The organism is Rickettsia sp. MEAM1 (Bemisia tabaci) (assembly GCF_002285905.1).
Classification (GTDB): Bacteria; Pseudomonadota; Alphaproteobacteria; order Rickettsiales; family Rickettsiaceae; genus Rickettsia.
The window spans coordinates 719894-742385 of record NZ_CP016305.1; the positions used below are offsets into that span (position 1 = coordinate 719894).

Below are 22492 nucleotides of genomic sequence, written 5' to 3' on the forward strand. Positions count from 1 at the left end.
CAACTTACATGGAGCTAATATGAAGAACAATAACAAAGTATCAAATCCAGCTATAGAAAAATTAGTATCAGAAATACTATCACAAAGTGATCCATCTGAAATATTTGGTAAAGAAGGGATATTTCAGGGAATTAAAAAGCAGATAGTAAATAAGATTTTAGAGAAAGAAATGGAATCTCATATAGGTTATGAGAAACATTCTAAAAATGAGAAATACTCAGATAACAGACGTAATGGTAATTATGAAAAGACTCTAATAGATCCAGAAGGTCGTAAATTGACAGTAGAAGTGCCAAGGGATCGGGATGGAGAATTTGAACCTCAACTAATTCCAAAAGGAGTGCGTAAATTTGAAGGATTTGATGATAAAGTAATATCCTTATATGCTCGGGGAATGACCATTAGGGAAATACAAGGGCACTTAGAAGAACTATATGCCACCAAGGTATCATCTGAGTTAATATCAAAGGTAACTGATGGTATTTTAGAGGAAGTAACTGCTTGGCAGAATAGAGCACTTGATAATGTATATCCTATAATGTACTTAGATTGTATTCATGTTAAGGCAAGAGATAATCATGTAATAATAAATAAAGCGGTTTATCTAGCTATTGGAGTGAATATGGAGGGCAAGAAAGAGCTATTAGGAATTTGGATAGGCAAGAATGAAGGGTGTAAATTTTGGATGCAGGTAGTAACAGAACTGAAGAATCGAGGAGTTGCACAAATATATGTTGCATGTGTTGATGGTCTTAAGGGTTTTCCAGAGGCGATAAATAGCATTTTTCCAAAGACGATAGTGCAGTTGTGTATTGTTCATATGGTAAGAAATTCTGTAAAATACGTATCATACAAAGATCTAAAAGCGGTAACAGCTGATTTAAAAGCAGTTTATTCTGCAATAAATGAAGCAGAGGGATTAAGAGAATTACAAAACTTTGCCAAAAAATGGGATGAAAAATATCCAGTTATTTTTGACATATGGCAACGAAATTGGTCTGGCATAGCTCCATTTTTTAGCTTTCCGGAAGACATTAGGAAGGCGATTTACACTACTAATGCTATTGAATCCACTAACCGTCAAATTCGTAAAATTATTAAAAATAAAGGAGTATTTCCAGATGACAAATCGATTCAGAAAATAATCTTTTTGGCGTTGACAAATGCCTCTAAAAAATGGACAATGCCTATTAAGAATTGGGCGATGGCTTTAAATCAATTTGCTATACTTTGTGATACTAATTTACAAAATTGGGCAAATGGAGAAATCGTACTTACACAAAAAATCTGACAGACCCACTTCTTGCTGTCTGAAATCTAAAAATATAGTACTTTGTGACACTAATTTACTTAACTTGACGGTGCCTTATGATTGACTCTTAATTATGCTTTATGATAATATTACCTTTACTAAGTATTTTTGGGCTAGCGGGATTTTTTGCTAATATATTTAAAACTAGATTTACTTTTTCTTTGCCTATAGTAACTACTATATTGGTAGCAATCTTAACTTTATGCTCTGTAACGGGAATATTATATTATGCCACTTGCTTAATAACTATTATAGGTATAGTAGCTCTTATATATGATTTATATAAATTTGCTGAATTAAGATCAAACATTCTCCAATATAAAGTAGAGCTTTGCGTTTTAACGGCTATTACCTTAAGTTATTATCTCTTTTTGCATACTACTTATCTAAATATATGGGATGATTTGGCTTTTTGGGCAGTATACACTAAAGAATTGATAAGCTATAACGATATATTCCCACAAAATAGTTTAACCTCTATTTTACCTTCGCATATACATTATCCTCGGGGTCCAAGTATATTTCATTATTTTATGTTATACTTCCCTGGCTATTCCGAAAATGATTTATTGTTAAGTCATTTTATTTTACAGATGCTATTCTTAGCACCATTAATGGCAAATAAATATTTTGTACAAACTATTTTATTAGTATCACTAGTTTTGTTCTTTCCTGTTCAAGAAAGTTTTGTACTGCGAGCAATTTATAATGATGGTTTGATAGCATTTATTTTTTCGTCAGTATTAGTTATTTTCATATTGGAAGATTATAAATATAAAGCATTATTAATGGTAATGCCTATTTTATTATTTATGCCGTTATTTAGAGAAGTAGGTTTATGGTTGTCGTGGTTTGCTTCTATAATGATTTTTTGTAATTTGTTAGTAGATGATAATGAAAAATTAAAGTCCTTGAGCGTAAAAATTGGGGTATTAATAATATTATTAATTTTACCATTTTTAACAAATTATCTTTGGTTTATGTATGTTAAATCTCACGTAACTTTAGGAAGAGAACCACATTCTCTAGATCAATTTGTAAAAATAGTTTCTTCATTATTTAATAAGGAAGCAAAAACTATTAATATAATATCCTCTTACATTAATATTGTCTTTAAAGCATTAGGAAAAAAATCATTTTTATGTATTTATGGTATTTTGTTGTTTACTGGAATTAGCATACATAAATATAAACCTCAATATTTAAAAAGCTTCTTAATTTTAGTAATTACTGCCATTTTATGCTTTATTATATTTTTAGCTTGGAGACTATATTTATATATAGTAATGGCAAATACGATATACTCCACACCTAGTGGAATTGATTTAGGTTGTGTTAAAAGATATGCAAGTAGCTATGGGGTAATTTTTATGGCAATCAGCTGTGCTTATCTTAAAAAAACGTTATTTTATAAAGAGCTAAGTGCATTTAGTAGACATAAAATAACAAAAATTTTAATTACTGCTGTGGTAATAATTTTTACAGTATATGTAGTAAGTTCTTTATTAGTACTTTTGTGGAAGATGCCTAAGCTAAGTGCTCAATCTGAGAATCAATTATCATTAAAATCTCAAACTCCGATTGTTTATGAGTTATTATCAAAAGATTTTCAAGTTGATTTTGATTTTGACTTTGATAATAATTATTCTACAACAGAGAAGACTTTTATATGTTATAAGTTAGCATATTTTCTTACTCCTTATTTTAATAATGAAATGCGTTCAAAATGTATTAGCCAGCCTAAGCCGGATGCGAATTATGTAAGTGAGGTTAAGAAGAACCAAATAGAATCTAATATAAATATACAAGAGCTTTTAGAAGATTCTAAAAAATATCAATGTAATATAAAATATTATCCGATATATAATAATATAAATATAAAATGTGCAAAGTATTAAGCTATGAATAAAGATATTTTAACTCAGAATTATGCAGTTGCGTTATTTGATAATGCTAAATCTGATAATACTCAAGATAAGATACTTGAAGAAATTAATCTAGTGACTAGCATTATTGAAGATAATATAGAGGTCAAAAAGCTATTATCTTCCCCTATAGTAAATAAAGTTGATAAAATTGACGTGATTAATTCGCTGGTAAAAAATATTAAAATCAGCAAAATAATGCAAAATTTCTTATTATTGTTGATAAAAAATTCCCGTACTTCTATCTTAGCAGATATAGCAAACACATATAGTAAATTATTATATGAAAGCAAGAATATTAAAATAGTGCAAGTAATTTCTGCAAGTAAATTGCAGCCAAAAGAACAAGAATGGGTTAAAACAAATATCGAAAAAGAGCTCAAGCAAGAAACAAAAATAAATTTTGAAATAGATCCTACCATTATGGGAGGAATCGTAATCAAATATGATAGTATATTGCAAGATTGTTCGATAAAAGGTAGTTTAGATAAGATAGCTAGGACCTTGAAAAAAGTTAAGATCGCTGCATGAATAAAAAACGTCATTGCGAGGAGATGCAAGTTTTATTGCACGGGTCAGACAGTATTTCCGGTGTCATCCCGTGGCTTGGGAACTAGATACAGAAAAAAGCAAGATAACTTAAACTTTTTATATTTGTATTTTTATTACTGGATCCCGTGGACAAGCTACGGGATGACAATAAAAACTAAATACATAAAAAACTTAAACCATATGAAATTAAAACCTATTGAAGTAGCTGATATATTACAAAAAGAGATAGCAAATATCAATTGCTTAAGCGAGCTTGAAGAAGTAGGGCAGGTAATAAATGTTGGTGATGGTATAGCAAAAATTTATGGTCTTGCAAATGTGCAATCCGGTGAAGTAGTGGAATTTGAATCAGGTGTTAAAGGGCTGGTTCTAAATTTAGAGAATGATAGCGTTGGTGCTGTGATTATGGGGGATGATAATCAGGTACAGCAAGGTGATAAGGTTAAAAGAACCAAAGAGGTGCTAGAAGTACCAGTAGGAACTGCTTTGCTTGGTCGTGTCGTTGATGCACTTGGTAACCCTATTGATGGTAAGGGTGATATTAAAAGCAAAGAATATCGCCATATTGAAATGAAAGCCCCAGGAATAATCGATAGAACTAGTGTTAGTGAGCCTGTGCAAACCGGTATAAAGGCTATTGATTCATTAATCCCGATAGGAAGAGGACAAAGAGAATTAATAATAGGTGATAGACAAACTGGAAAAACAGCAATAGCTATCGATACTATTATTAACCAAAAGCAAGCTCATTCGCTAAAAAATGAGAAAGATAAAATTTATTGTATTTATGTAGCAATCGGGCAAAAAAGATCAAGTGTTGCCCAGATAGTAAAAAAACTAGAAGATGCTGGGGCAATGGATTATACAATCATTGTTTCGGCTACTGCTTCGGAAGCTGCTGCATTACAATTTGTTGCTCCTTATGCTGCATGTAGTATGGGTGAGTATTTCCGTGATAGCGGCAAGCATGCACTTATTATTTATGATGATTTAAGTAAACATGCTGTTGTATATAGACAAATTTCATTGTTACTTAGAAGACCACCAGGACGTGAAGCATATCCTGGTGACGTATTTTACTTGCATTCAAGATTACTTGAGCGAGCCGCTAAAATGTCAGAGGAAAAAGGTGGTGGCTCACTTACTGCACTACCTATAATCGAGACTCAAGCAGGTGACGTATCTGCTTATATTCCAACAAACGTTATTTCTATTACTGACGGTCAAATTTTCTTAGAAAGCGAGCTGTTTTATAAAGGTATAAGACCAGCTGTTAATGTCGGGATTTCGGTAAGCCGTGTTGGTTCTGCTGCACAAATAAAAGCTATGAAGCAGGTTGCAGGCTCGATAAAGCTTGAATTAGCCCAGTTTAGAGAACTTGAGTCTTTTTCACAATTTGGTTCAGATTTAGATTCTGCCACTAAAGCACAAATCGAACATGGTAAGAGACTCGTTGAGATATTAAAACAAGCACAATATCATCCTTTTTCAGTCGAAGAGCAGATAATAAGTATTTATGCTGGAACTAAAAAATATTTAATTAATATACCTATAGAAAGAATTAAGGAATTTGAAGAAAAAATGCTTAGTGAAATAAAGCAGAATCAAAAAGATATTTTAGAGTCAATAAAAAGTGAAAAGCGTATCACTGAAGAAAATGAACAGAAATTAAAAACATTTTTAGAGAATTTTGCTAAGGACTTTGTCAAGATAGATTAGGATAATGTCATTCCCGCGAAAGCGGGAATGACATAGAAGAATTAAAAGAAAAATTTTATGTCAAATTTAAAACAGCTAAGAACTAGGATTAAAAGCGTTAAATCTACGCAGAAGATTACTAAAGCAATGCAATTAGTTTCAGCTTCTAAATTGACAAAAATAAAAAATCAAATAGCTCATTCAAATTTTGATGTTGAAGCTATTAGTAAAATGCTGTCTACTGTATTATCCGCTGATATTTATGACTTTCCTATAGAAGCACAAAAATTTTTCAATACAGAGACAAATAAAGCAAACTTGCTAATAGTTATGACATCTGAGCGTGGTTTGTGTGGAACGTTTAATTATATGATAATTAAACAAGTAAAAAGTGATATTGAGACTTTAAAAAGTGAAGGCGAAAAAATCAAGCTTATTATTATCGGGAAAAAAGGTTATGAGGCATTAAAAAAGCCTTATGAAAGTTATATTGATAGTTATTTTGACTTGCCAAAAAACCATGATGAAAATCTAATGTTGCAAATAAAGCAAAAGATTATGGCATTAGTAACAAGTTTAGAAGTAAGTAATTGTACTATTTATTTCAATAAATTTAAAAATGCTATGACTCAAATAATGACGAAGCAGCAAATCTTACCAATAGAGAAATATCATGATGATTCAAAGATAGAGGGAGCTAACGATATTTATGAATATAAGGGAGAAAATCTAATTTCCAATTTGATTAATTTATATGTTAATTCACAAATAAATTATGCACTGCTACAAAATAGAGCAAGTGAAGAAGGCTCAAGAATGACTGCTATGGAAAATGCTACAAATAACGCTCACGATATAATTAATAAATTGGTATTAAAGTTAAATAGGTCAAGACAAGCAATTATTACTACGGAATTGATAGAGATTATAGCGGGTTCGGAAGCGGTTTGACTTGATGAACTTCAAAAATTGGCTACGTCGTCTTATAAGATCTGTGGTGCTCACGTATTAAGTATACGCTCCGCTCCTCGACTTATAGACTCCTTGCTCTTTTTGAAGTTGATCTTCGTCAAAATACGCCCATAATTATGATTTTAAGTAATTATAACAAAAGAAAAAATAATGAAAAAAAATATCGGGAAAATTACTCAAATTATTTCAGCGGTAGTTGACGTGAAATTTACCAATAAAGGTAAATTACCGCCGATTTTAAATGCTCTTGAGTGCTATAACGGTGAACAAAGAATAGTGTTAGAGATAGCTCAGCATATAGGTGATGATACTGTGCGTTGTATTGCTATGGACTCCACGGAGGGGTTAGTGCGAGGTATGGAAGTAGTAGATACTGGTAGCCCAATTAGTATTCCTGTAGGACTTGAAACATTAGGGCGTATTATAAATGTGGTAGGTGAGCCGATTGATGGCAAAGGAAAGATTAAAGGCTCAAATATTTCGTCTATATATAAATCTGCACCTAGTTTTACTCAGCAATCAACTGATCGTAATATATTAGTAACTGGTATTAAAGTCGTTGATTTACTTGCCCCTTATACTAAAGGCGGTAAGATAGGGCTGTTTGGTGGTGCGGGGGTTGGTAAAACCGTGCTTATAATGGAACTGATTAATAATGTTGCGAAAGCTCATGGTGGCTATACCGTATTTGCTGGAGTTGGTGAGAGAACTAGAGAGGGTAACGATCTTTATCATGAAATGATTGACTCAGGAGTTATTAATCTTGAAGAGCCTGAAAAATCAAAAGTAGCTTTAGTTTATGGGCAGATGAACGAACCCCCAGGTGCAAGAGCAAGGGTTGCCCTTAGTGGTCTTACTATTGCTGAAAGCTTTAGAGATATGGACCAAGGTCAGGATGTTTTATTTTTTGTCGATAATATTTTCCGTTTTACCCAAGCAGGTTCAGAAGTATCGGCATTACTTGGCAGAATTTCGTCGGCAGTAGGTTATCAGCCAACTCTTGCAACCGATATGGGTGCATTGCAAGAGCGTATTACCTCTACCAAACATGGCTCAATAACCTCCGTGCAGGCTATATACGTACCGGCAGACGACTTAACCGATCCTGCTCCGGCAACATCTTTCGCACATTTAGATGCCACAACAGTACTTAGCCGTCAGATAGCAGAGCTTGGAATTTATCCGGCAGTTGACCCTCTAGATAGTACTTCGCAGGTGCTTGATCCCATGATTGTTGGGGAAGAGCATTATAATGTAGCAAGAAAGGTGCAGCAAATATTGCAAACTTATAAATCTCTACAAAATATTATCGCTATCCTAGGTATGGATGAGTTATCTGAAGAAGATAAACTAACAGTATCACGTGCAAGAAAAATACAGCGTTTCTTGTCGCAACCTTTCCACGTAGCTGAGGTATTTACAGGAGCTGAGGGGAAGTTTGTTAATTTAGCCGATACTATAGCAGGCTTTAAAGGACTCACAGAAGGTAAATATGATGATTTACCGGAAGCAGCTTTTTATATGGTTGGGACTATAGAAGAGGCGGTGGAGAAAGCTAAGACACTAAAATAAATTGTTATCCCACGTGGACCTCAAAGTATTTGCGGTGTCATCCCGTGGCGGCATTGCCAGCGTGGATCGAAAAACGCCCTAAGGTAGTCATCCCGTGGTCAAGCCTATAGTACCGGACAGTTATTATTATATGTCATTCCCGCCTTCGCGGGAATGACATATAAGGTCACCTATACCTGAAAAAATATAACATTTTTTTAAAAATGTCCGGTACTATAGGTCAAGCCACGGGATGACAGGAAACAAAGTTCAGTCATAATGACGAAAAATTATATTATCATATGAGCGAAACAATTAACGTTAAAATAATCACGCCTTTAAATATCGTTTTTGAAGAGCAGGCTAAAATGGTAACGCTTCCAGGTGAAGAGGGTGAGTTTGGTGTATTGCAGGGTCATGCTCCAATGATTGTTAGCCTAAAAGCCGGTTTAGTACAAGTTTACATAGATGATATGCACAAGCCTAAAATTACTTATCTTATTGCTAATGGTGTAACCGAAGTAACAGGAAGTTATATTAACATAGCTACAGAAACAGCTATTAACGTTACCGGTTTAAGTGAAGCAGAAATAGAAAATAAACTCACTGCTCTTCAAAAATCTATATAAATATCTCCCACATCGGCATTAATTTGTTTTAAAAATCTACGTTTTGGGGTAATATTAAGTTGATGTCATTGCAAGCGACTGTAGGCGTTGTTGCATGGATCACTTATGTCATTCCCGCGAAAGCGGGAATCCAGTATAAAGCGAGATAATATCGAGCTTTTAATTTTGAAAACTTACCGTGTTTAGAATTTTTAGACTGGATTCCCGCTTTCGCGGGAATGACATAGGAGTCATGCAACAAAGTCGTACAAGCCACGGAGCAACACATACCAACTACCGCATAACGAATATCAAACGAGGAAAATATGCAAAAGATGCATAATTCGGAATATCTTAAAGAATTATCAGTTAATAATATCTCATACAAAATTTACGACATAAATAAAGCTGCAAGCGATATCGATTTGCCTTTAAAAAAATTACCCTATAGTTTGAGAGTGTTGTTTGAGAACGTGCTACGTACCGGTTCAAAACAAAACTTACTGGTATTCAAAGAATGGCTAAAGAATAAAAAATCTGATGCGGAAATAGATTTTATGCCGACAAGGGTTTTGATGCAGGATTTTACAGGTGTGCCGGCTATAGTTGATCTTGCTGCTATGCGTGATGCGATGAAGAAGATAGGTGGTGATCCGCTAAAAATCAACCCACTTATCCCTGTTGATTTGGTTATAGATCACTCAGTTAGTGTTGATTCTTATGCGTCGGGTAGCTCATTTGACAAAAATGTAGCAATGGAAATGAAACGCAATATAGAGCGTTATCAGTTTCTTAAATGGGGACAGCAAGCATTTAATAATTTTAAGGTAGTGCCGCCTGGTACAGGTATTTGCCATCAGGTAAATTTAGAGTATTTAGCAAAGGTTGTATGGCATAGTAATGGTGTGGCTTATCCTGATAGTTTGGTTGGTACAGATAGCCATACAACCATGGTGAATGGGTTATCGGTACTTGGTTGGGGTGTTGGCGGTATAGAAGCAGAAGCCACAATGCTTGGACAGCCGCTTACTATGATTCTGCCAGAAGTAATCGGCGTAAAGCTAACAGGTAAGTTAACAGGTACTGCTACTGCCACCGATTTAGTCTTAAAGATTACTGAAATGCTACGGAAGAAAAAAGTAGTAGGTAAGTTTGTTGAGTTTTATGGCGAAGGGCTTAAAGCTATGACAATTGCCGATCGTGCTACCATTTCTAATATGGCACCTGAATATGGTGCTACTTGTGGTTTTTTCCCGATTGATCAGGAAACTATCAAATATTTAGAGTTGACAGGTAGGGATAAAGAGCAGATCAAGCTAGTAGAAGAATATGCAAAAGCTCAAGATTTATGGTGCAATTTTGACCATGCAGCAGAATATACTGATATTTTAGAGCTGGATTTATCTGAAGTAACAAGTTCACTAGCAGGTCCAAGACGTCCGCAAGATCGGGTAAATTTAAGCGATGTAGCGAGTGGTTTTAAGAAAGAGTTGCCGACTTTTTCTTCAAATAATATGAGCATTGATAAAAAATATGCTGTAGCAAATCAGAATTATGAAATTGGTAATGGTGACGTGGTGATTGCAGCGATTACTAGCTGTACTAATACCTCTAATCCTTCTGTGATGATTGGGGCAGCTTTGCTTGCTAAAAAAGCGATAGAGCAGGGATTAAAGGTTAAGCCTTGGGTTAAAACTTCACTTGCTCCTGGTTCAAAAGTTGTAACGGAATATTTGAAGAGTAGTGGACTTGATCAATATTTAGATCAATTAGGATTTAATCTAGTCGGTTATGGCTGCACTACTTGTATTGGTAACTCAGGACCTTTAAACCCAGAAATAGAAGATACTATTAACAAAAACGGCTTAGTCGTTGCTTCTGTTTTATCAGGTAATAGAAATTTCGAAGGGCGAATTAATCCCCTTACTAAAGCTAGCTACCTTGCTTCGCCTATTTTAGTTGTAGCATATGCTCTTAGCGGTAGCCTTAATACTGATCTGACAAATCACCCCTTAGGAAAAAATGATAAAGGCAAAGATGTTTATTTAAAAGATATTTGGTCAAGTAAAGAAGAGATAGATAAGGTCATTGCAAATTCTATTAATTCATCTATGTTTGTAGAAAAATATTCCGATATATTTAGCGGAACAAAAGAATGGCAAAGCTTAGAGGTAACAGGCAGTTCTACATACGCTTGGGATAAAAGCAGCACTTATATTAATAATCCGCCTTATTTTGAAAATATAGGCAGTAAGAATAATATAAAAGATATAAAATCTGCACGGATTTTAGCGATTTTTGGTGACTCTATCACTACCGATCATATTTCACCTGCAGGAAGTATAAGTAAAACTAGCCCTGCTGCTAAATATTTAACGGATCATCAAACATCACTTATTGATTTTAATTCTTATGGGTCACGCAGAGGAAACCATGAAGTGATGATGCGTGGCACATTTGCTAATATTCGCATAAAAAATGAAATGTGCAGCGGAGTAGAGGGCGGCTTTACCATAAACCAGCTAAAAAATATGCAGCAAACTATTTATGATGCAGCAATGGATTATAAAGCAAATAATGTATCTGCGGTAATTTTTGCCGGTAAAGAATATGGTAGTGGTTCATCAAGAGATTGGGCAGCAAAAGGTCCGCAGTTGCTTGGTGTTAAAGCTGTTATTGCTGAGAGCTTTGAGAGAATACACCGCTCAAATTTAGTCGGTATGGGAGTATTGCCGCTAATTTTTACAAATAATATGACTCGTTTTGATTTAAAATTAGATGGATCAGAATCTATTGATATTATAGGTTTAAATGAACATATAAAACCTTATAATCCGGTTAAATGTGTTATAAAAAAACAAAATGGTGAAACGCAAACTATTGATTTAATATTGCAAATATTTACAGATAATGAGATAAATTATATAAAGCATGGTAGTATTATGCATTTTGTGGTAGAGAATTTAAAGTAATATGCAAAGATATTTAGACCCAACAAATGATGTAGCTTTTAAAAAGCTGTTTACAGATAAAGCAAGGTTAATCAGCTTTCTCAATAATATTATGCGGTTGCCGGAAGAGTTAACGATTATTGATCTTGAATATATTTCAAATGAACAAGTGCCAGATTTAGGACAGAATAAAAGGAGTATTGTTGACGTTAAAGTAAAAGATAATTCTGGCAATATTTATATTGTTGAGATGCAAAATGGTTATGCTGATGCTTTTTTAGCAAGGGTACAATTTTATGGTTGTGTAGCTTTTTCTTCACAATTGAAAAGAGGAAAAGAATATGCTGACCTTGCCCCTGTAGTTATGGTAGTAATTACTTCTGGATTTCAGGCATTACCTGAAGAAACAGAATGTATTAGTTATCATCAAACCATTAATGTTGGTAATGGTAGGAATCAACTTAAATGTTTATCATATGTATTTGTGGAGCTTGATAAGTTTACAAAAGAAGCGAACGAGCTTGAGACGATAGAAGATGATTGGCTATATATGATGGCTAAATTTGATAAAGCTAAAGAGCCGCCAAAGCATACCAAGGATGAGATAGTATTGTCAGCCTATAAGACTATTGAGCAATTTAATTGGAGTGAAGCAGAATATGACAATTATATTAAAGCGATGCTTGCTGCTCAAATAGAGGAATTAAACCAAAAAAGTAAGTTTAGAGAAGGAAAAGAAGAAGGTAAAATAGAGATAGCAAAAGAAATGTTACAAGATAATGAGCCTATAAAAAAATCATTAAATATACTAAGCTTTCAAAAGAAGAAATAGAAAAGTTGAAATTAGAAATAGAGAAATAAAAGGTAAAAATATGGATAAACAACTTAAGGAATATACCGAAAGCGGTAAGAAAAATTTAATTGTAGTATATATATTATATTTATGCGGAATAGTAGCACCGATATTGCCTTTAATTGGTGTGTTTTTTGCATATCTCAACAAGGATAAAGGCAATAATTTTGCCACTAGCCATTATATATTCTTATTCCGTACTTTCTGCCTTAGTGTTCTCGGATGGATCGTATGTTTTATATTTACGTTTATTGTTATTGGCGTAGTGTTATATTTTATTTTAGCTGTTTGGTATATATTGCGTGTTGCTATCGGCTTTAAATATATGATAGAAGATCAGGCATATCCAAATCCTATGACTTACTGGATAAAATAATTGTAGCGGTATTGCAACAATTTATGAAATGAATACCTCAGTAAAATTTACTAAAAAGTGGTGATTTGTACAATTTTTAAAACAATAAGAATGATAAAACTTACGATAGATGGTCAAGAAATAGAAGTATCAGAAGGTACTACTATTTATCAAGCTTGCACAAAAGCCGGTAAAGAAATCCCACATTTTTGTTATCATGAGCGTTTAAAAATTGCTGGTAACTGCCGTATGTGCTTGGTTGAGATGGAAAAATCACCAAAGCCGATAGCTTCTTGTGCAATGCCCGCAGGTAACGGCATGGTTATTCATACTGATACGCCAATGGTGAAAAAAGCCCGTGAGGGGGTAATGGAGTTTTTGCTTGTTAACCATCCTCTTGATTGTCCTATTTGTGATCAGGGTGGAGAGTGTGATTTGCAGGATCAGGCTTTTAGATATGGCAAAGGCACTAATAGATTTCACGAAAATAAACGCTCTATTAAAGATAAATATATGGGACCGCTGATTAAAACAGCGATGACTAGGTGTATTCAATGTACTAGATGTATTAGATTTGCCAATGATATAGCTGGAATAGAAGAAATAGGGGCTATCCATCGTGGTGAGCATATGGAAGTTACTTCTTATTTAGAGCAAACTTTGGATTCTGAAATTTCTGGCAATATGATAGATATTTGTCCTGTCGGAGCTCTTAACTCCAAACCTTATGCCTTTAAAGCTCGTAAGTGGGAGCTAAGACATACTGCTAGTATTGGCGTGCATGATGCAGAAGGTTCAAATATCCGCATTGATAGTAGGGGTGACGAAGTGATGCGAGTATTACCAAGAGTTAATGAGGAAATTAATGAAGAATGGCTCTCAGATAAAAATCGCTTTAGCTATGATGGTTTAAAATATCAGCGTTTGGATCAGCCTTATATTAGAAAAAATGGTAAATTAGTCTCTGCAAGCTTCAATGAAGCTTTAGAAGCAATAGCTGATAAAATTAAATCTATTAAGCCAGAAAAAATTACTGCTTTCGCTGGGACTCTTGCTTCCGTTGAAGCAATGTTTATGCTTAAAACTTTCTTGCAAAAACTAGGATGCAATAATTATAGCGTTAATCAGTTTGACTATAAATTAGATACTACGCAGCGAGCAAATTACTTATTTAATACAACTATTGCAGGGCTTGAAAAAGCTAATTTATGCTTATTAATTGGAGCAAATCCAAGACAGATAGCACCAGTTCTAAACAGTAGAATAGGTGGAAGAGTTAGAGCAGGTTCATTAAAAGTAGCAAGAATAGGAGAGGGGCATAACCAAACCTATAAAATTCAGGATTTAGGGAGTGAGCTCAAGATACTTGAGGAGCTAGCTTTAGATGAACATAAATTTGCAGAAGAATTAAAAGTAGCAAAATACCCGATGATTATAGTAGGTGATGGCGTTTATGGACGAAATGACGGGCATGCTATATTATCGCTAATCCATAAAATAGTCGATAAATATAATATCATGCGGGATGATTGGAAAGGCTTTAATATACTGCATAATCACGCATCGATGGTTGGTGGGCTTGATATCGGTTTTGATACTTCGTTAGGTAAATTAGAAGATATAGAACTTGCTTATTTACTTGGAGCGGATGAATTGCCATTTGATAAGCTTAAATCAGCTTTTATAGTATATCAAGGACATCATGGGGATATTGGTGCTACGAAAGCCGATGTTATTTTACCATCAGCTGCTTATACCGAACAGAGCGGGATCTACGTGAATTTAGAAGGTAGACCGCAAATAGCAGAAAAAGCAGTATCACCTGTAGGCAATGCTAAAGAAGATATAGCGATAATTAAGGAGCTGGCTGATTATTTGCAAGTGGATATTGGGGCAAGTAATTTACAGGAAGTACGAATAAAGCTTGCTGAAGAATATCCCGTATTTGCTGATATCGGTAAAACTATAGATAATAAGTTTGCTAAATTTAGTTCCAAAGATAAATTATCAAAAGAGCCTATAACTGCTGAAACTATTAATTATTACATGACTGACGTTATTAGTAAGAATTCTGTAACCATGGCAAGATGTGTAGAGGCTAAGCAGAAAAGGGATGAGGAGGCAGCGTGATAATAATGTCATTCCCGCGTAGGCGGGAATCTAGCCAATATAATTTGTCATCCCGTGGTCAAGCCACGGGATGACACCGAGCGTTAAGTTGACACTCACGCATCTCCTCGCAATGACGATTGTATGACAATTAAATAACATTATGACAGAACTCTTTTTTGAATATATTTTTCCGTTAATTATAATCGCATTAAAGGTGGTGGCGATTACTATCCCATTAATATTATGCGTTGCGTATTTGACATATGCAGAGCGTCGTGTGATTGGGCTTATGCAGCTTAGAAAGGGTCCTAATGTTGTTGGACCATTTGGGCTTTTGCAGCCTATAGCAGATGCGGTAAAGCTATTATTTAAAGAGCCGATCATTCCGACTAACGCCGATAAAATATTATTTGTCCTAGCACCGATGATAACCTTTATATTAAGCTTAATTGGTTGGGCAGTTATACCTTTTGCCAAAGGTGTAGTTCTTGCCGATATTAATGTCGGAGTCTTATATATTCTTGCTATTTCTTCCTTAAGTGTTTACGGCATTATTATGGCTGGTTGGGCTAGCAACTCAAAATATGCATTTCTTGGAGCTATACGCTCATCGGCACAAATGATTTCTTATGAAGTATCGATGGGGCTTGTTATTATTACTGTGTTGCTGACTACTGGCACGCTGAACTTAAGCCAAATTATTGAAGCACAAAGAACTATGCCGTGGTGGATTGATTTAATGCTAATGCCAATGGGGGTGGTATTTTTTATTTCGGTGCTTGCCGAAACAAACAGATTGCCTTTTGATTTACCGGAAGCAGAATCAGAGCTAGTTGCTGGTTATAATGTCGAATATTCCTCTATGGGTTTTGCTTTATTTTTCCTAGGTGAGTATGCTAATATGATATTAGTTAGTGCAATGACTACCACTTTCTTTTTAGGGGGTTATTTGCCACCATTTAATATATCATGGTTAGATTGTATTCCAGGTTTCTTTTGGTTTGTTTTTAAAGTTGGATTTTTACTATTTTGCTTTTTATGGATTAGGGCAACGCTGCCAAGATATCGTTATGACCAGTTAATGAGTTTAGGGTGGAAAGTATTCTTACCTCTAACCTTATTTTGGGTGGTTTTGGTATCTAGTGTATTAATTTATACTGATCACCTACCAAATGTTTGATATAAGATGATATCTCACACTTATGATGAAAAACTTGTGGATGAGATCTATAAAAGGATAAGAAATTATGTTCCTGTAATGTAAGAGCTAATTAACACTATCGGTTCAAGCTTGAAAAATAAAATATGATAAATTATTTAAAATCCTTTTTTCTATATGAGATAATAAGAGGTTTGGCTTTGACTTTAAGATATTTCTTCAAAGCTAAAGTCACTATAAATTATCCCTATGAGAAAAGCCCAGTTAGCCCAAGGTTTAAGGGTGAGCATGCACTGCGTCGTTATGAGAACGGTGAAGAGCGTTGCATCGCTTGTAAGCTTTGCGAGGCTATTTGTCCGGCACAGGCAATAGTCATTGAAGCAGATGAGCGGGAAGATGGCAGTAGACGTACCACCCGTTATGATATAGATGTGACTAAATGTATTTATTGCGGGCTATGCCAAGAAGCATGCCCTGTTGATGCAATAGTTGAAGGTCCTAATTTTGAGTTTGCCAGCCTAACCCATACTGCCCTTATTTATGATAAAGAAAGATTACTGCAAAACGGTGATCGCTGGGAGCAGGCACTAGCTAACAAGCTCCACAAAGATTATGAGTATAGATAATATACTTTTTTATTTGAAAAATTAGCTATGTTATCTTTTGCTGATAATCCTCACGTACTATTATATTTTTAATACTTAGGTTAATATGAATGAATGACTTATATTTTTATAAATTATAGTCATTTATATTCCAATATTATTTACCATTCTGCTTACTATTCATAAGCTCATTTCTTATCACAAAATCCATATTCTAATCCTAGAAAGCTAGCTTTAATAATAGCAATTAATACAAATTAATTCACCAAAAGTATAAAATATATGTGGCTTATTCCACGCATGATATCATATTTTATGATTTTAATGTCCCCCTTCGGGGATCAAAAATCCCTCGCCTTTAGGCGAAGGGAAGATATAATGAAATTGCTTTAGCAATGAATTTATATCAAGAAATATGAGAAGTTATAGAAAGAATAGTCATAGTCAGTATGATTTAAAAGTGCATCTTATATGGATACCAAAATATAGGAAGAGAATATTGATAGGCAAAGTATCGGAAAGGACTAGAGATTTACTGAGGCAGATTTGTATGGAACATGAAGTACATATAATTTCAGGGAAAATATCATGTGATCACGTACATATTTTTATCTCATATAAGCCGCAAATATCTCTTAGCAAGTTAGTACAGTATTTAAAAGGCATTAGCTCAAGAATTTTATTGCAAGAATTTACTCATTTACGAAAACAATTTTGGGGCAATCATTTGTGGGCTAGGGGCTATATGGCAGTCAGTTCAGGTAATATAACTGATGAAATGATACAGCACTATATTGATGAACAGGAAGGTGAACCTGTGAATGATGATCGATTTCTAATCGATTCCACTTTATAACCCCTCAGCTTATAGCTGAGGGTTGTTTAGTTAAAATTTAAATTGTTTGTTATATCATCAAGTTGCAATTAGGTGTAAAAGTTTAATTTTTTAAAAATAAATTAAAAAAAGGTACTATTATGAGTAAAAAGAATGATAATCCTACTGGAAAGAAAGTAGATCAGATGAAGCTTAGGTTAAAAGGGGATAAATCACCAGAATTAGATAAAATAAAAAAAGACTTAAAAGATCATACAAAAGCTGCTAATACGCCTAAAAAACCTAATAAGCCACAAGTTTCTTTTAGTCAGGATGTAGCTGGACGTCCACCAAGAGGAGGCAAAGGAGGAATGATAATTTGAATAGCTAATTATTTGAGGGTGTCAGGAAGTTTGTGTAAGTTGTAAAAATAGTTAAGAATAAAAATAACATAAACAACTTACATGGAGCTAATATGAAGAACAATAACAAAGTATCAAATCCAGCTATAGAAAAATTAGTATCAGAAATACTATCACAAAGTGATCCATCTGAAATATTTGGTAAAGAAGGGATATTTCAGGGAATTAAAAAGCAGATAGTAAATAAGATTTTAGAGAAAGAAATGGAATCTCATATAGGTTATGAGAAACATTCTAAAAATGAGAAATACTCAGATAACAGACGTAATGGTAATTATGAAAAGACTCTAATAGATCCAGAAGGTCGTAAATTGACAGTAGAAGTGCCAAGGGATCGGGATGGAGAATTTGAACCTCAACTAATTCCAAAAGGAGTGCGTAAATTTGAAGGATTTGATGATAAAGTAATATCCTTATATGCTCGGGGAATGACCATTAGGGAAATACAAGGGCACTTAGAAGAACTATATGCCACCAAGGTATCATCTGAGTTAATATCAAAGGTAACTGATGGTATTTTAGAGGAAGTAACTGCTTGGCAGAATAGAGCACTTGATAATGTATATCCTATAATGTACTTAGATTGTATTCATGTTAAGGCAAGAGATAATCATGTAATAATAAATAAAGCGGTTTATCTAGCTATTGGAGTGAATATGGAGGGCAAGAAAGAGCTATTAGGAATTTGGATAGGCAAGAATGAAGGGTGTAAATTTTGGATGCAGGTAGTAACAGAACTGAAGAATCGAGGAGTTGCACAAATATATGTTGCATGTGTTGATGGTCTTAAGGGTTTTCCAGAGGCGATAAATAGCATTTTTCCAAAGACGATAGTGCAGTTGTGTATTGTTCATATGGTAAGAAATTCTGTAAAATACGTATCATACAAAGATCTAAAAGCGGTAACAGCTGATTTAAAAGCAGTTTATTCTGCAATAAATGAAGCAGAGGGATTAAGAGAATTACAAAACTTTGCCAAAAAATGGGATGAAAAATATCCAGTTATTTTTGACATATGGCAACGAAATTGGTCTGGCATAGCTCCATTTTTTAGCTTTCCGGAAGACATTAGGAAGGCGATTTACACTACTAATGCTATTGAATCCACTAACCGTCAAATTCGTAAAATTATTAAAAATAAAGGAGTATTTCCAGATGACAAATCGATTCAGAAAATAATCTTTTTGGCGTTGACAAATGCCTCTAAAAAATGGACAATGCCTATTAAGAATTGGGCGATGGCTTTAAATCAATTTGCTATACTTTGTGATACTAATTTACAAAATTGGGCAAATGGAGAAATCGTACTTACACAAAAAATCTGACAGACCCAATTATTTTTAATTGGCTATTCAGGTAACCATATTACTGTGACTTAAATAAGCGTTATTATATCGTTAATAGGTACAACTGTTATATTACTTGCTAATTGATATTTTTTAGCTCCAGGATATATAACAAATAATTCATCTAACGCTAAATATTGTATAGCCTTATGCATAGAGGAAGTAAGAATAGGGGCATCGCTAAACTTAAACTCAAAACCTAGTTTTAAGCCTTTATGCTTTATAAACAAATCTAGTTCCCCTTCTTGATGTATTCCCCAATAATAGCAATCCTCGCTTCGTTTATCAAACAGCCTTATTATTTGTTCTAAAGCAAAGCCCTCAAAACTAGCTCCTAGTTTTGGATTTTTTAATAATTGTTCTTGTGAATAAATATCAATTAAATGATGAAATATACCTGAATCAGTAAAATATATTTTTGGACGTTTCTTTTGACGTTTAGAAATATTTTCAAACCATGGATATAGTTGACGTATCATAAAAGTACCAGATAATATATCCAGATAATTTTTTATAGTATGGTCACTTATTCCTAAAGATTTTCCGATTTCAGAAGCATTAAAAATATTTCCGTGATAGTGAGCAAGCATAGTCCAAAAACGGCGTAATGTAGCAGGTGGAATCAAAAAGCCAAGATTTGGGATATCACGTTCTAAAAAAGTTCTAATATATTGCTCTAGCCAATCAAAGCCTGTCTCGGGATAAAGGTAGCAATTCGGAAAGCCACCAAATAAATGTAATTGTTTTATGTTATTTACTTCCAATAAAGAAAAAGGATGTACCTCAATATAGGATATTCTACCGGCAAGGGTTTCTGAGGATTGTTTAATTAAATCTCTTGAAACACTACCTAATATTAAAAATTGTTGTTCTATATTTTTATCGGCTAGAACTCGCAGCGTAGGAAATAAATTTGGTAATCTTTGAATTTCATCAATGATAATTAAGCCTTTTTTGTTTTCTAGTGCTATATAAGGATTCTCTAACGCTGCTAAATCTCTGATATCTTCTAAGTCAAAAAAATGTACGTCCTGATGTCCGTGAGCAAATTGACGGGCTAAGGTGGTTTTGCCGCATTGTCTTGGACCTAGAAGTGCTACTATCTTATGACTTAAAAATTGAATCTTTATTTTTTCTAGATAATTTGGACGTTCAACAATGGCTTTCATAAATCACAATATTTGATCTTTAAAAAGATTATATCATGAAATTTCGAACTTTACATTCGAAATTTCATATTATTCATCAAGATTCATTTACGCAATTCCCTTAAACACCTCAATAGCTCTTGCTCTAGATAGCCCATAATCTACTATCGGTTCTAGGTAATGATCATACATTTTGTGGAAATTAATATTATGTATGATAGCGGGAGGGACCTTTTTTAAGGCAGGTAAATATTTTTTGATATACTCAGCATCTGGGTCAAAATTTTTCCCTTGAGTATAGGGGTTAAAAATACGGAAATAAGGCTGAGCGTCAGTACCGCAAGAGCTTGCCCATTGCCATCCGCCAACATTAGAAGCAAGTTCGTAATCCATAAGGTACTGAGCAAAAAACTCTTCGCCTTTCCGCCAATCTAAAAGCAAATTCTTGCTGAAGAAACTAGCAACTATCATTCTTGCCCTATTATGCATCCAGCCGTCACCGACAAGCTGCTTAACTGCTGCATCAATTATAGGGTAACCGGTTTTGGCATTAATGAATTTATCAAAATACTCTTTCTTATTATTCCACAGTATTTTGTTTTTATATTTTTCTAAAAATTCCTCATTAACAGTATTTGGAAAATGATATAGAATAGTTGTGTAAAATTCTCGCCAAATTAGTTCGTTAATCCACGTTATACTACTTGGATTTGAGGGAGCGTTAAAAGCCTTGTGGTAACATTCTCTTATAGATACAAGCCCAAATCTTAAATAAGGTGAGATGGTACTTGTGCCGTTAAGATATAAAAAATCCCGATCGATTTTGTAACGATTTATCTTTCTTGTAATAAATTTATCCAAAACACTTTGAGCATTTTTAGGCTGCCAAAGCTCATCTTCCTTATAGACGTAACCGATTTGTTTTAACGCTTCAGATTCCCCTACATTTAGGTCAATAGTTTTCAGCTCTATACTTTTTGGTGTATATAATTTATCCTCTAAATTATAGCTATAATTTGTTAGTAGCTTATTATGTGATATACTTCCATTATCCGCTATAAATTTACGAAAAGCCTGCATATAAGGAGTATATACTTTATAAGGCTTATTATCTTTCGTTAAAACTCTATCAGGCTTTATAAGTAAATGATCACAATATAAATTAAGCGTGCAATCATCGCCTAATAACTCCTGAACTTTTTTATCACGTTCTATATTGCTTGGCTCATAATCTTCATCAGCATAAATATTTTCAATTTTTAAGGTAGCTGCGAGTTTTGGAATAATATCAAAAGGATTGCCGTGAAATACTAACAGCTTCCCTTTTAGCTTTTTAAGTTCATCATTAATTAAACAAAGTGTGTTTGCTAAAAAGGAAAGCCGTCTGTCATGTGGATTTTTAAACCTTTCTAAAATAGTGGTATCAAAAATAAATATAGGCAGGATTTTATTAGAATTACGAAGTGCTGCTGCAAATGATTTATTATCATGCAGCCGTAAATTACGCCGTAACCAAACTATAGAAGTTTTGTTCATATATGCTCGATTGTTGTAGTTTTTCTGTCATGAGCTACGTAACTAAAGGTTTTATTGCATGGATCGAAAAACACATTCGATGTCATTCCTAGCTACGGCGGGAATCCAGAAAAAATTTAAATAAATATAATTTCTGATTGTAAAAACTAATTGTATTTACTTTTATTAATTACTGGATTCCCGCCTTTGCGGGAATGACATAGGAGCCACCAAACCACGGGATGACACAGCTAAAATTATTTTAGTTCTTTGCTTATTAATCCTTTTAGCTTCTCTTTTGCAGCCTCTCTAGAGCGAAAACTTGCATAAGAATCGTGATGTTCTTTATCTTCAATAAAGTGTACAAAGAAAACTTTGCGGTTATCTTTTTGTAACCATCCTATAAACCAACCTATTTGACGATCTTTTAACTTTATAGTTCTATCTTCATTAAGACGATTTCCACTTCCTGTTTTAGCATAAAGCTTCCATCCATCTGCAAAATCTTCAACAAACATAATATTTCTAGTCATTTCCTGAGCTGGCACCGTCAAGTTAAGTAAATTAGTATCACAAAGTACTATATTTTTAGAT

At 33.9% G+C, this 22492-nt stretch carries 19 protein-coding genes; 16 read left to right on the top strand and 3 right to left on the bottom strand.

Annotated elements, in window-relative coordinates; all coding sequences use genetic code 11:
* Positions 1-19: 19 nt before the first annotated feature.
* The 16 genes from BA173_RS03850 (at position 20) to BA173_RS03925 (ending at position 19214) form a co-directional block, all read left to right on the top strand.
* Complete coding sequence (locus tag BA173_RS03850; RefSeq protein WP_068042377.1) at positions 20-1291, top strand: IS256 family transposase; 1272 nt, start codon at positions 20-22, stop codon at positions 1289-1291.
* 101 nt (positions 1292-1392) lie between these two features.
* Positions 1393-3210: a hypothetical protein gene (locus BA173_RS03855; RefSeq protein ID WP_068041379.1), complete on the top strand. Its 1818-nt coding sequence runs from the start codon at positions 1393-1395 to the stop codon at positions 3208-3210.
* A 3-nt stretch (positions 3211-3213) separates the two neighbouring features.
* Positions 3214-3768 carry an ATP synthase F1 subunit delta gene (gene atpH / locus BA173_RS03860; RefSeq protein WP_016948631.1) on the top strand — a complete coding sequence of 185 codons (555 nt, stop codon included), beginning with the start codon at positions 3214-3216 and terminating at the stop codon, positions 3766-3768.
* Between the two features lie 201 nt (positions 3769-3969).
* Positions 3970-5508 (top strand): F0F1 ATP synthase subunit alpha, encoded by a 1539-nt coding sequence (gene atpA, locus BA173_RS03865; protein ID WP_068041380.1) that lies wholly within the window; start codon positions 3970-3972, stop codon positions 5506-5508.
* A gap of 57 nt (positions 5509-5565) precedes the next feature.
* Entirely contained in the window at positions 5566-6438 is an 873-nt protein-coding gene (atpG, locus tag BA173_RS03870; RefSeq protein ID WP_068041383.1) for an ATP synthase F1 subunit gamma, read from the top strand.
* A 171-nt stretch (positions 6439-6609) separates the two neighbouring features.
* Complete coding sequence (gene atpD, locus BA173_RS03875; RefSeq protein WP_068041387.1) at positions 6610-8031, top strand: F0F1 ATP synthase subunit beta; 1422 nt, start codon at positions 6610-6612, stop codon at positions 8029-8031.
* 281 nt (positions 8032-8312) lie between these two features.
* Entirely contained in the window at positions 8313-8639 is a 327-nt protein-coding gene (locus BA173_RS03880; RefSeq protein WP_016947954.1) for a F0F1 ATP synthase subunit epsilon, read from the top strand.
* Between the two features lie 305 nt (positions 8640-8944).
* A complete protein-coding gene (acnA, locus tag BA173_RS03885; protein ID WP_016947687.1) occupies positions 8945-11590 on the top strand; it encodes an aconitate hydratase AcnA in 2646 nt (881 codons plus the stop codon).
* A 1-nt stretch (position 11591) separates the two neighbouring features.
* Entirely contained in the window at positions 11592-12401 is an 810-nt protein-coding gene (locus tag BA173_RS03890; RefSeq protein ID WP_232505901.1) for an Rpn family recombination-promoting nuclease/putative transposase, read from the top strand.
* A 40-nt stretch (positions 12402-12441) separates the two neighbouring features.
* Positions 12442-12798 carry a DUF4870 family protein gene (locus BA173_RS03895; RefSeq protein WP_011476796.1) on the top strand — a complete coding sequence of 119 codons (357 nt, stop codon included), beginning with the start codon at positions 12442-12444 and terminating at the stop codon, positions 12796-12798.
* A 90-nt stretch (positions 12799-12888) separates the two neighbouring features.
* A complete protein-coding gene (gene nuoG, locus BA173_RS03900; protein ID WP_068041390.1) occupies positions 12889-14907 on the top strand; it encodes an NADH-quinone oxidoreductase subunit NuoG in 2019 nt (672 codons plus the stop codon).
* Positions 14908-15049: 142 nt separating this feature from the next.
* Positions 15050-16069 (top strand): NADH-quinone oxidoreductase subunit NuoH, encoded by a 1020-nt coding sequence (gene nuoH, locus BA173_RS03905; RefSeq protein WP_068041393.1) that lies wholly within the window; start codon positions 15050-15052, stop codon positions 16067-16069.
* Between the two features lie 125 nt (positions 16070-16194).
* Positions 16195-16674: an NADH-quinone oxidoreductase subunit NuoI gene (gene nuoI, locus BA173_RS03910; RefSeq protein WP_068041396.1), complete on the top strand. Its 480-nt coding sequence runs from the start codon at positions 16195-16197 to the stop codon at positions 16672-16674.
* A gap of 394 nt (positions 16675-17068) precedes the next feature.
* On the top strand, positions 17069-17509 hold the full coding sequence (gene tnpA / locus BA173_RS03915) for an IS200/IS605 family transposase (protein ID WP_095568244.1): 441 nt from the start codon (positions 17069-17071) through the stop codon (positions 17507-17509).
* A 119-nt stretch (positions 17510-17628) separates the two neighbouring features.
* Complete coding sequence (locus tag BA173_RS03920) at positions 17629-17850, top strand: hypothetical protein (RefSeq protein WP_068042220.1); 222 nt, start codon at positions 17629-17631, stop codon at positions 17848-17850.
* 92 nt (positions 17851-17942) lie between these two features.
* The gene (locus BA173_RS03925; protein WP_068042377.1) at positions 17943-19214 is read left to right on the top strand and encodes an IS256 family transposase; all 1272 of its coding nucleotides are present in this window, start codon (positions 17943-17945) and stop codon (positions 19212-19214) included.
* Positions 19215-19264: 50 nt separating this feature from the next.
* On the opposite strand, the gene BA173_RS03930 is transcribed toward BA173_RS03925, so the two are convergent.
* The 3 genes from BA173_RS03930 to BA173_RS03940 all read right to left on the bottom strand — a co-directional run bounded on the left by BA173_RS03930 (position 19265) and on the right by BA173_RS03940 (position 22431).
* The gene (locus BA173_RS03930) at positions 19265-20404 is read right to left on the bottom strand and encodes an ATP-binding protein (protein ID WP_068042075.1); all 1140 of its coding nucleotides are present in this window, start codon (positions 20402-20404) and stop codon (positions 19265-19267) included.
* Between the two features lie 87 nt (positions 20405-20491).
* On the bottom strand, positions 20492-21919 hold the full coding sequence (locus tag BA173_RS03935) for a cryptochrome/photolyase family protein (protein ID WP_068042073.1): 1428 nt from the start codon (positions 21917-21919) through the stop codon (positions 20492-20494).
* A 236-nt stretch (positions 21920-22155) separates the two neighbouring features.
* Positions 22156-22431: a penicillin-binding transpeptidase domain-containing protein gene (locus BA173_RS03940; RefSeq protein ID WP_068042078.1), complete on the bottom strand. Its 276-nt coding sequence runs from the start codon at positions 22429-22431 to the stop codon at positions 22156-22158.
* Positions 22432-22492: the final 61 nt, after the last annotated feature.

Excerpts from the sequence above, each read along its gene's own strand:
- BA173_RS03850 (WP_068042377.1), top strand. The coding sequence starts at position 20 with ATGAAGAACAATAACAAAGTATCAAATCCAGCTATAGAAAAATTAGTA.
- BA173_RS03855 (WP_068041379.1), top strand. The coding sequence starts at position 1,393 with ATGATAATATTACCTTTACTAAGTATTTTTGGGCTAGCGGGATTTTTT.
- atpH (WP_016948631.1), top strand. The coding sequence starts at position 3,214 with ATGAATAAAGATATTTTAACTCAGAATTATGCAGTTGCGTTATTTGAT.
- atpA (WP_068041380.1), top strand. The coding sequence starts at position 3,970 with ATGAAATTAAAACCTATTGAAGTAGCTGATATATTACAAAAAGAGATA.
- atpG (WP_068041383.1), top strand. The coding sequence starts at position 5,566 with ATGTCAAATTTAAAACAGCTAAGAACTAGGATTAAAAGCGTTAAATCT.
- atpD (WP_068041387.1), top strand. The coding sequence starts at position 6,610 with ATGAAAAAAAATATCGGGAAAATTACTCAAATTATTTCAGCGGTAGTT.
- BA173_RS03880 (WP_016947954.1), top strand. The coding sequence starts at position 8,313 with ATGAGCGAAACAATTAACGTTAAAATAATCACGCCTTTAAATATCGTT.
- acnA (WP_016947687.1), top strand. The coding sequence starts at position 8,945 with ATGCAAAAGATGCATAATTCGGAATATCTTAAAGAATTATCAGTTAAT.
- BA173_RS03890 (WP_232505901.1), top strand. The coding sequence starts at position 11,592 with ATGCAAAGATATTTAGACCCAACAAATGATGTAGCTTTTAAAAAGCTG.
- BA173_RS03895 (WP_011476796.1), top strand. The coding sequence starts at position 12,442 with ATGGATAAACAACTTAAGGAATATACCGAAAGCGGTAAGAAAAATTTA.
- nuoG (WP_068041390.1), top strand. The coding sequence starts at position 12,889 with ATGATAAAACTTACGATAGATGGTCAAGAAATAGAAGTATCAGAAGGT.
- nuoH (WP_068041393.1), top strand. The coding sequence starts at position 15,050 with ATGACAGAACTCTTTTTTGAATATATTTTTCCGTTAATTATAATCGCA.
- nuoI (WP_068041396.1), top strand. The coding sequence starts at position 16,195 with ATGATAAATTATTTAAAATCCTTTTTTCTATATGAGATAATAAGAGGT.
- tnpA (WP_095568244.1), top strand. The coding sequence starts at position 17,069 with ATGAGAAGTTATAGAAAGAATAGTCATAGTCAGTATGATTTAAAAGTG.
- BA173_RS03920 (WP_068042220.1), top strand. The coding sequence starts at position 17,629 with ATGAGTAAAAAGAATGATAATCCTACTGGAAAGAAAGTAGATCAGATG.
- BA173_RS03925 (WP_068042377.1), top strand. The coding sequence starts at position 17,943 with ATGAAGAACAATAACAAAGTATCAAATCCAGCTATAGAAAAATTAGTA.
- BA173_RS03930 (WP_068042075.1), bottom strand. The coding sequence starts at position 20,404 with ATGAAAGCCATTGTTGAACGTCCAAATTATCTAGAAAAAATAAAGATT.
- BA173_RS03935 (WP_068042073.1), bottom strand. The coding sequence starts at position 21,919 with ATGAACAAAACTTCTATAGTTTGGTTACGGCGTAATTTACGGCTGCAT.
- BA173_RS03940 (WP_068042078.1), bottom strand. The coding sequence starts at position 22,431 with ATGACTAGAAATATTATGTTTGTTGAAGATTTTGCAGATGGATGGAAG.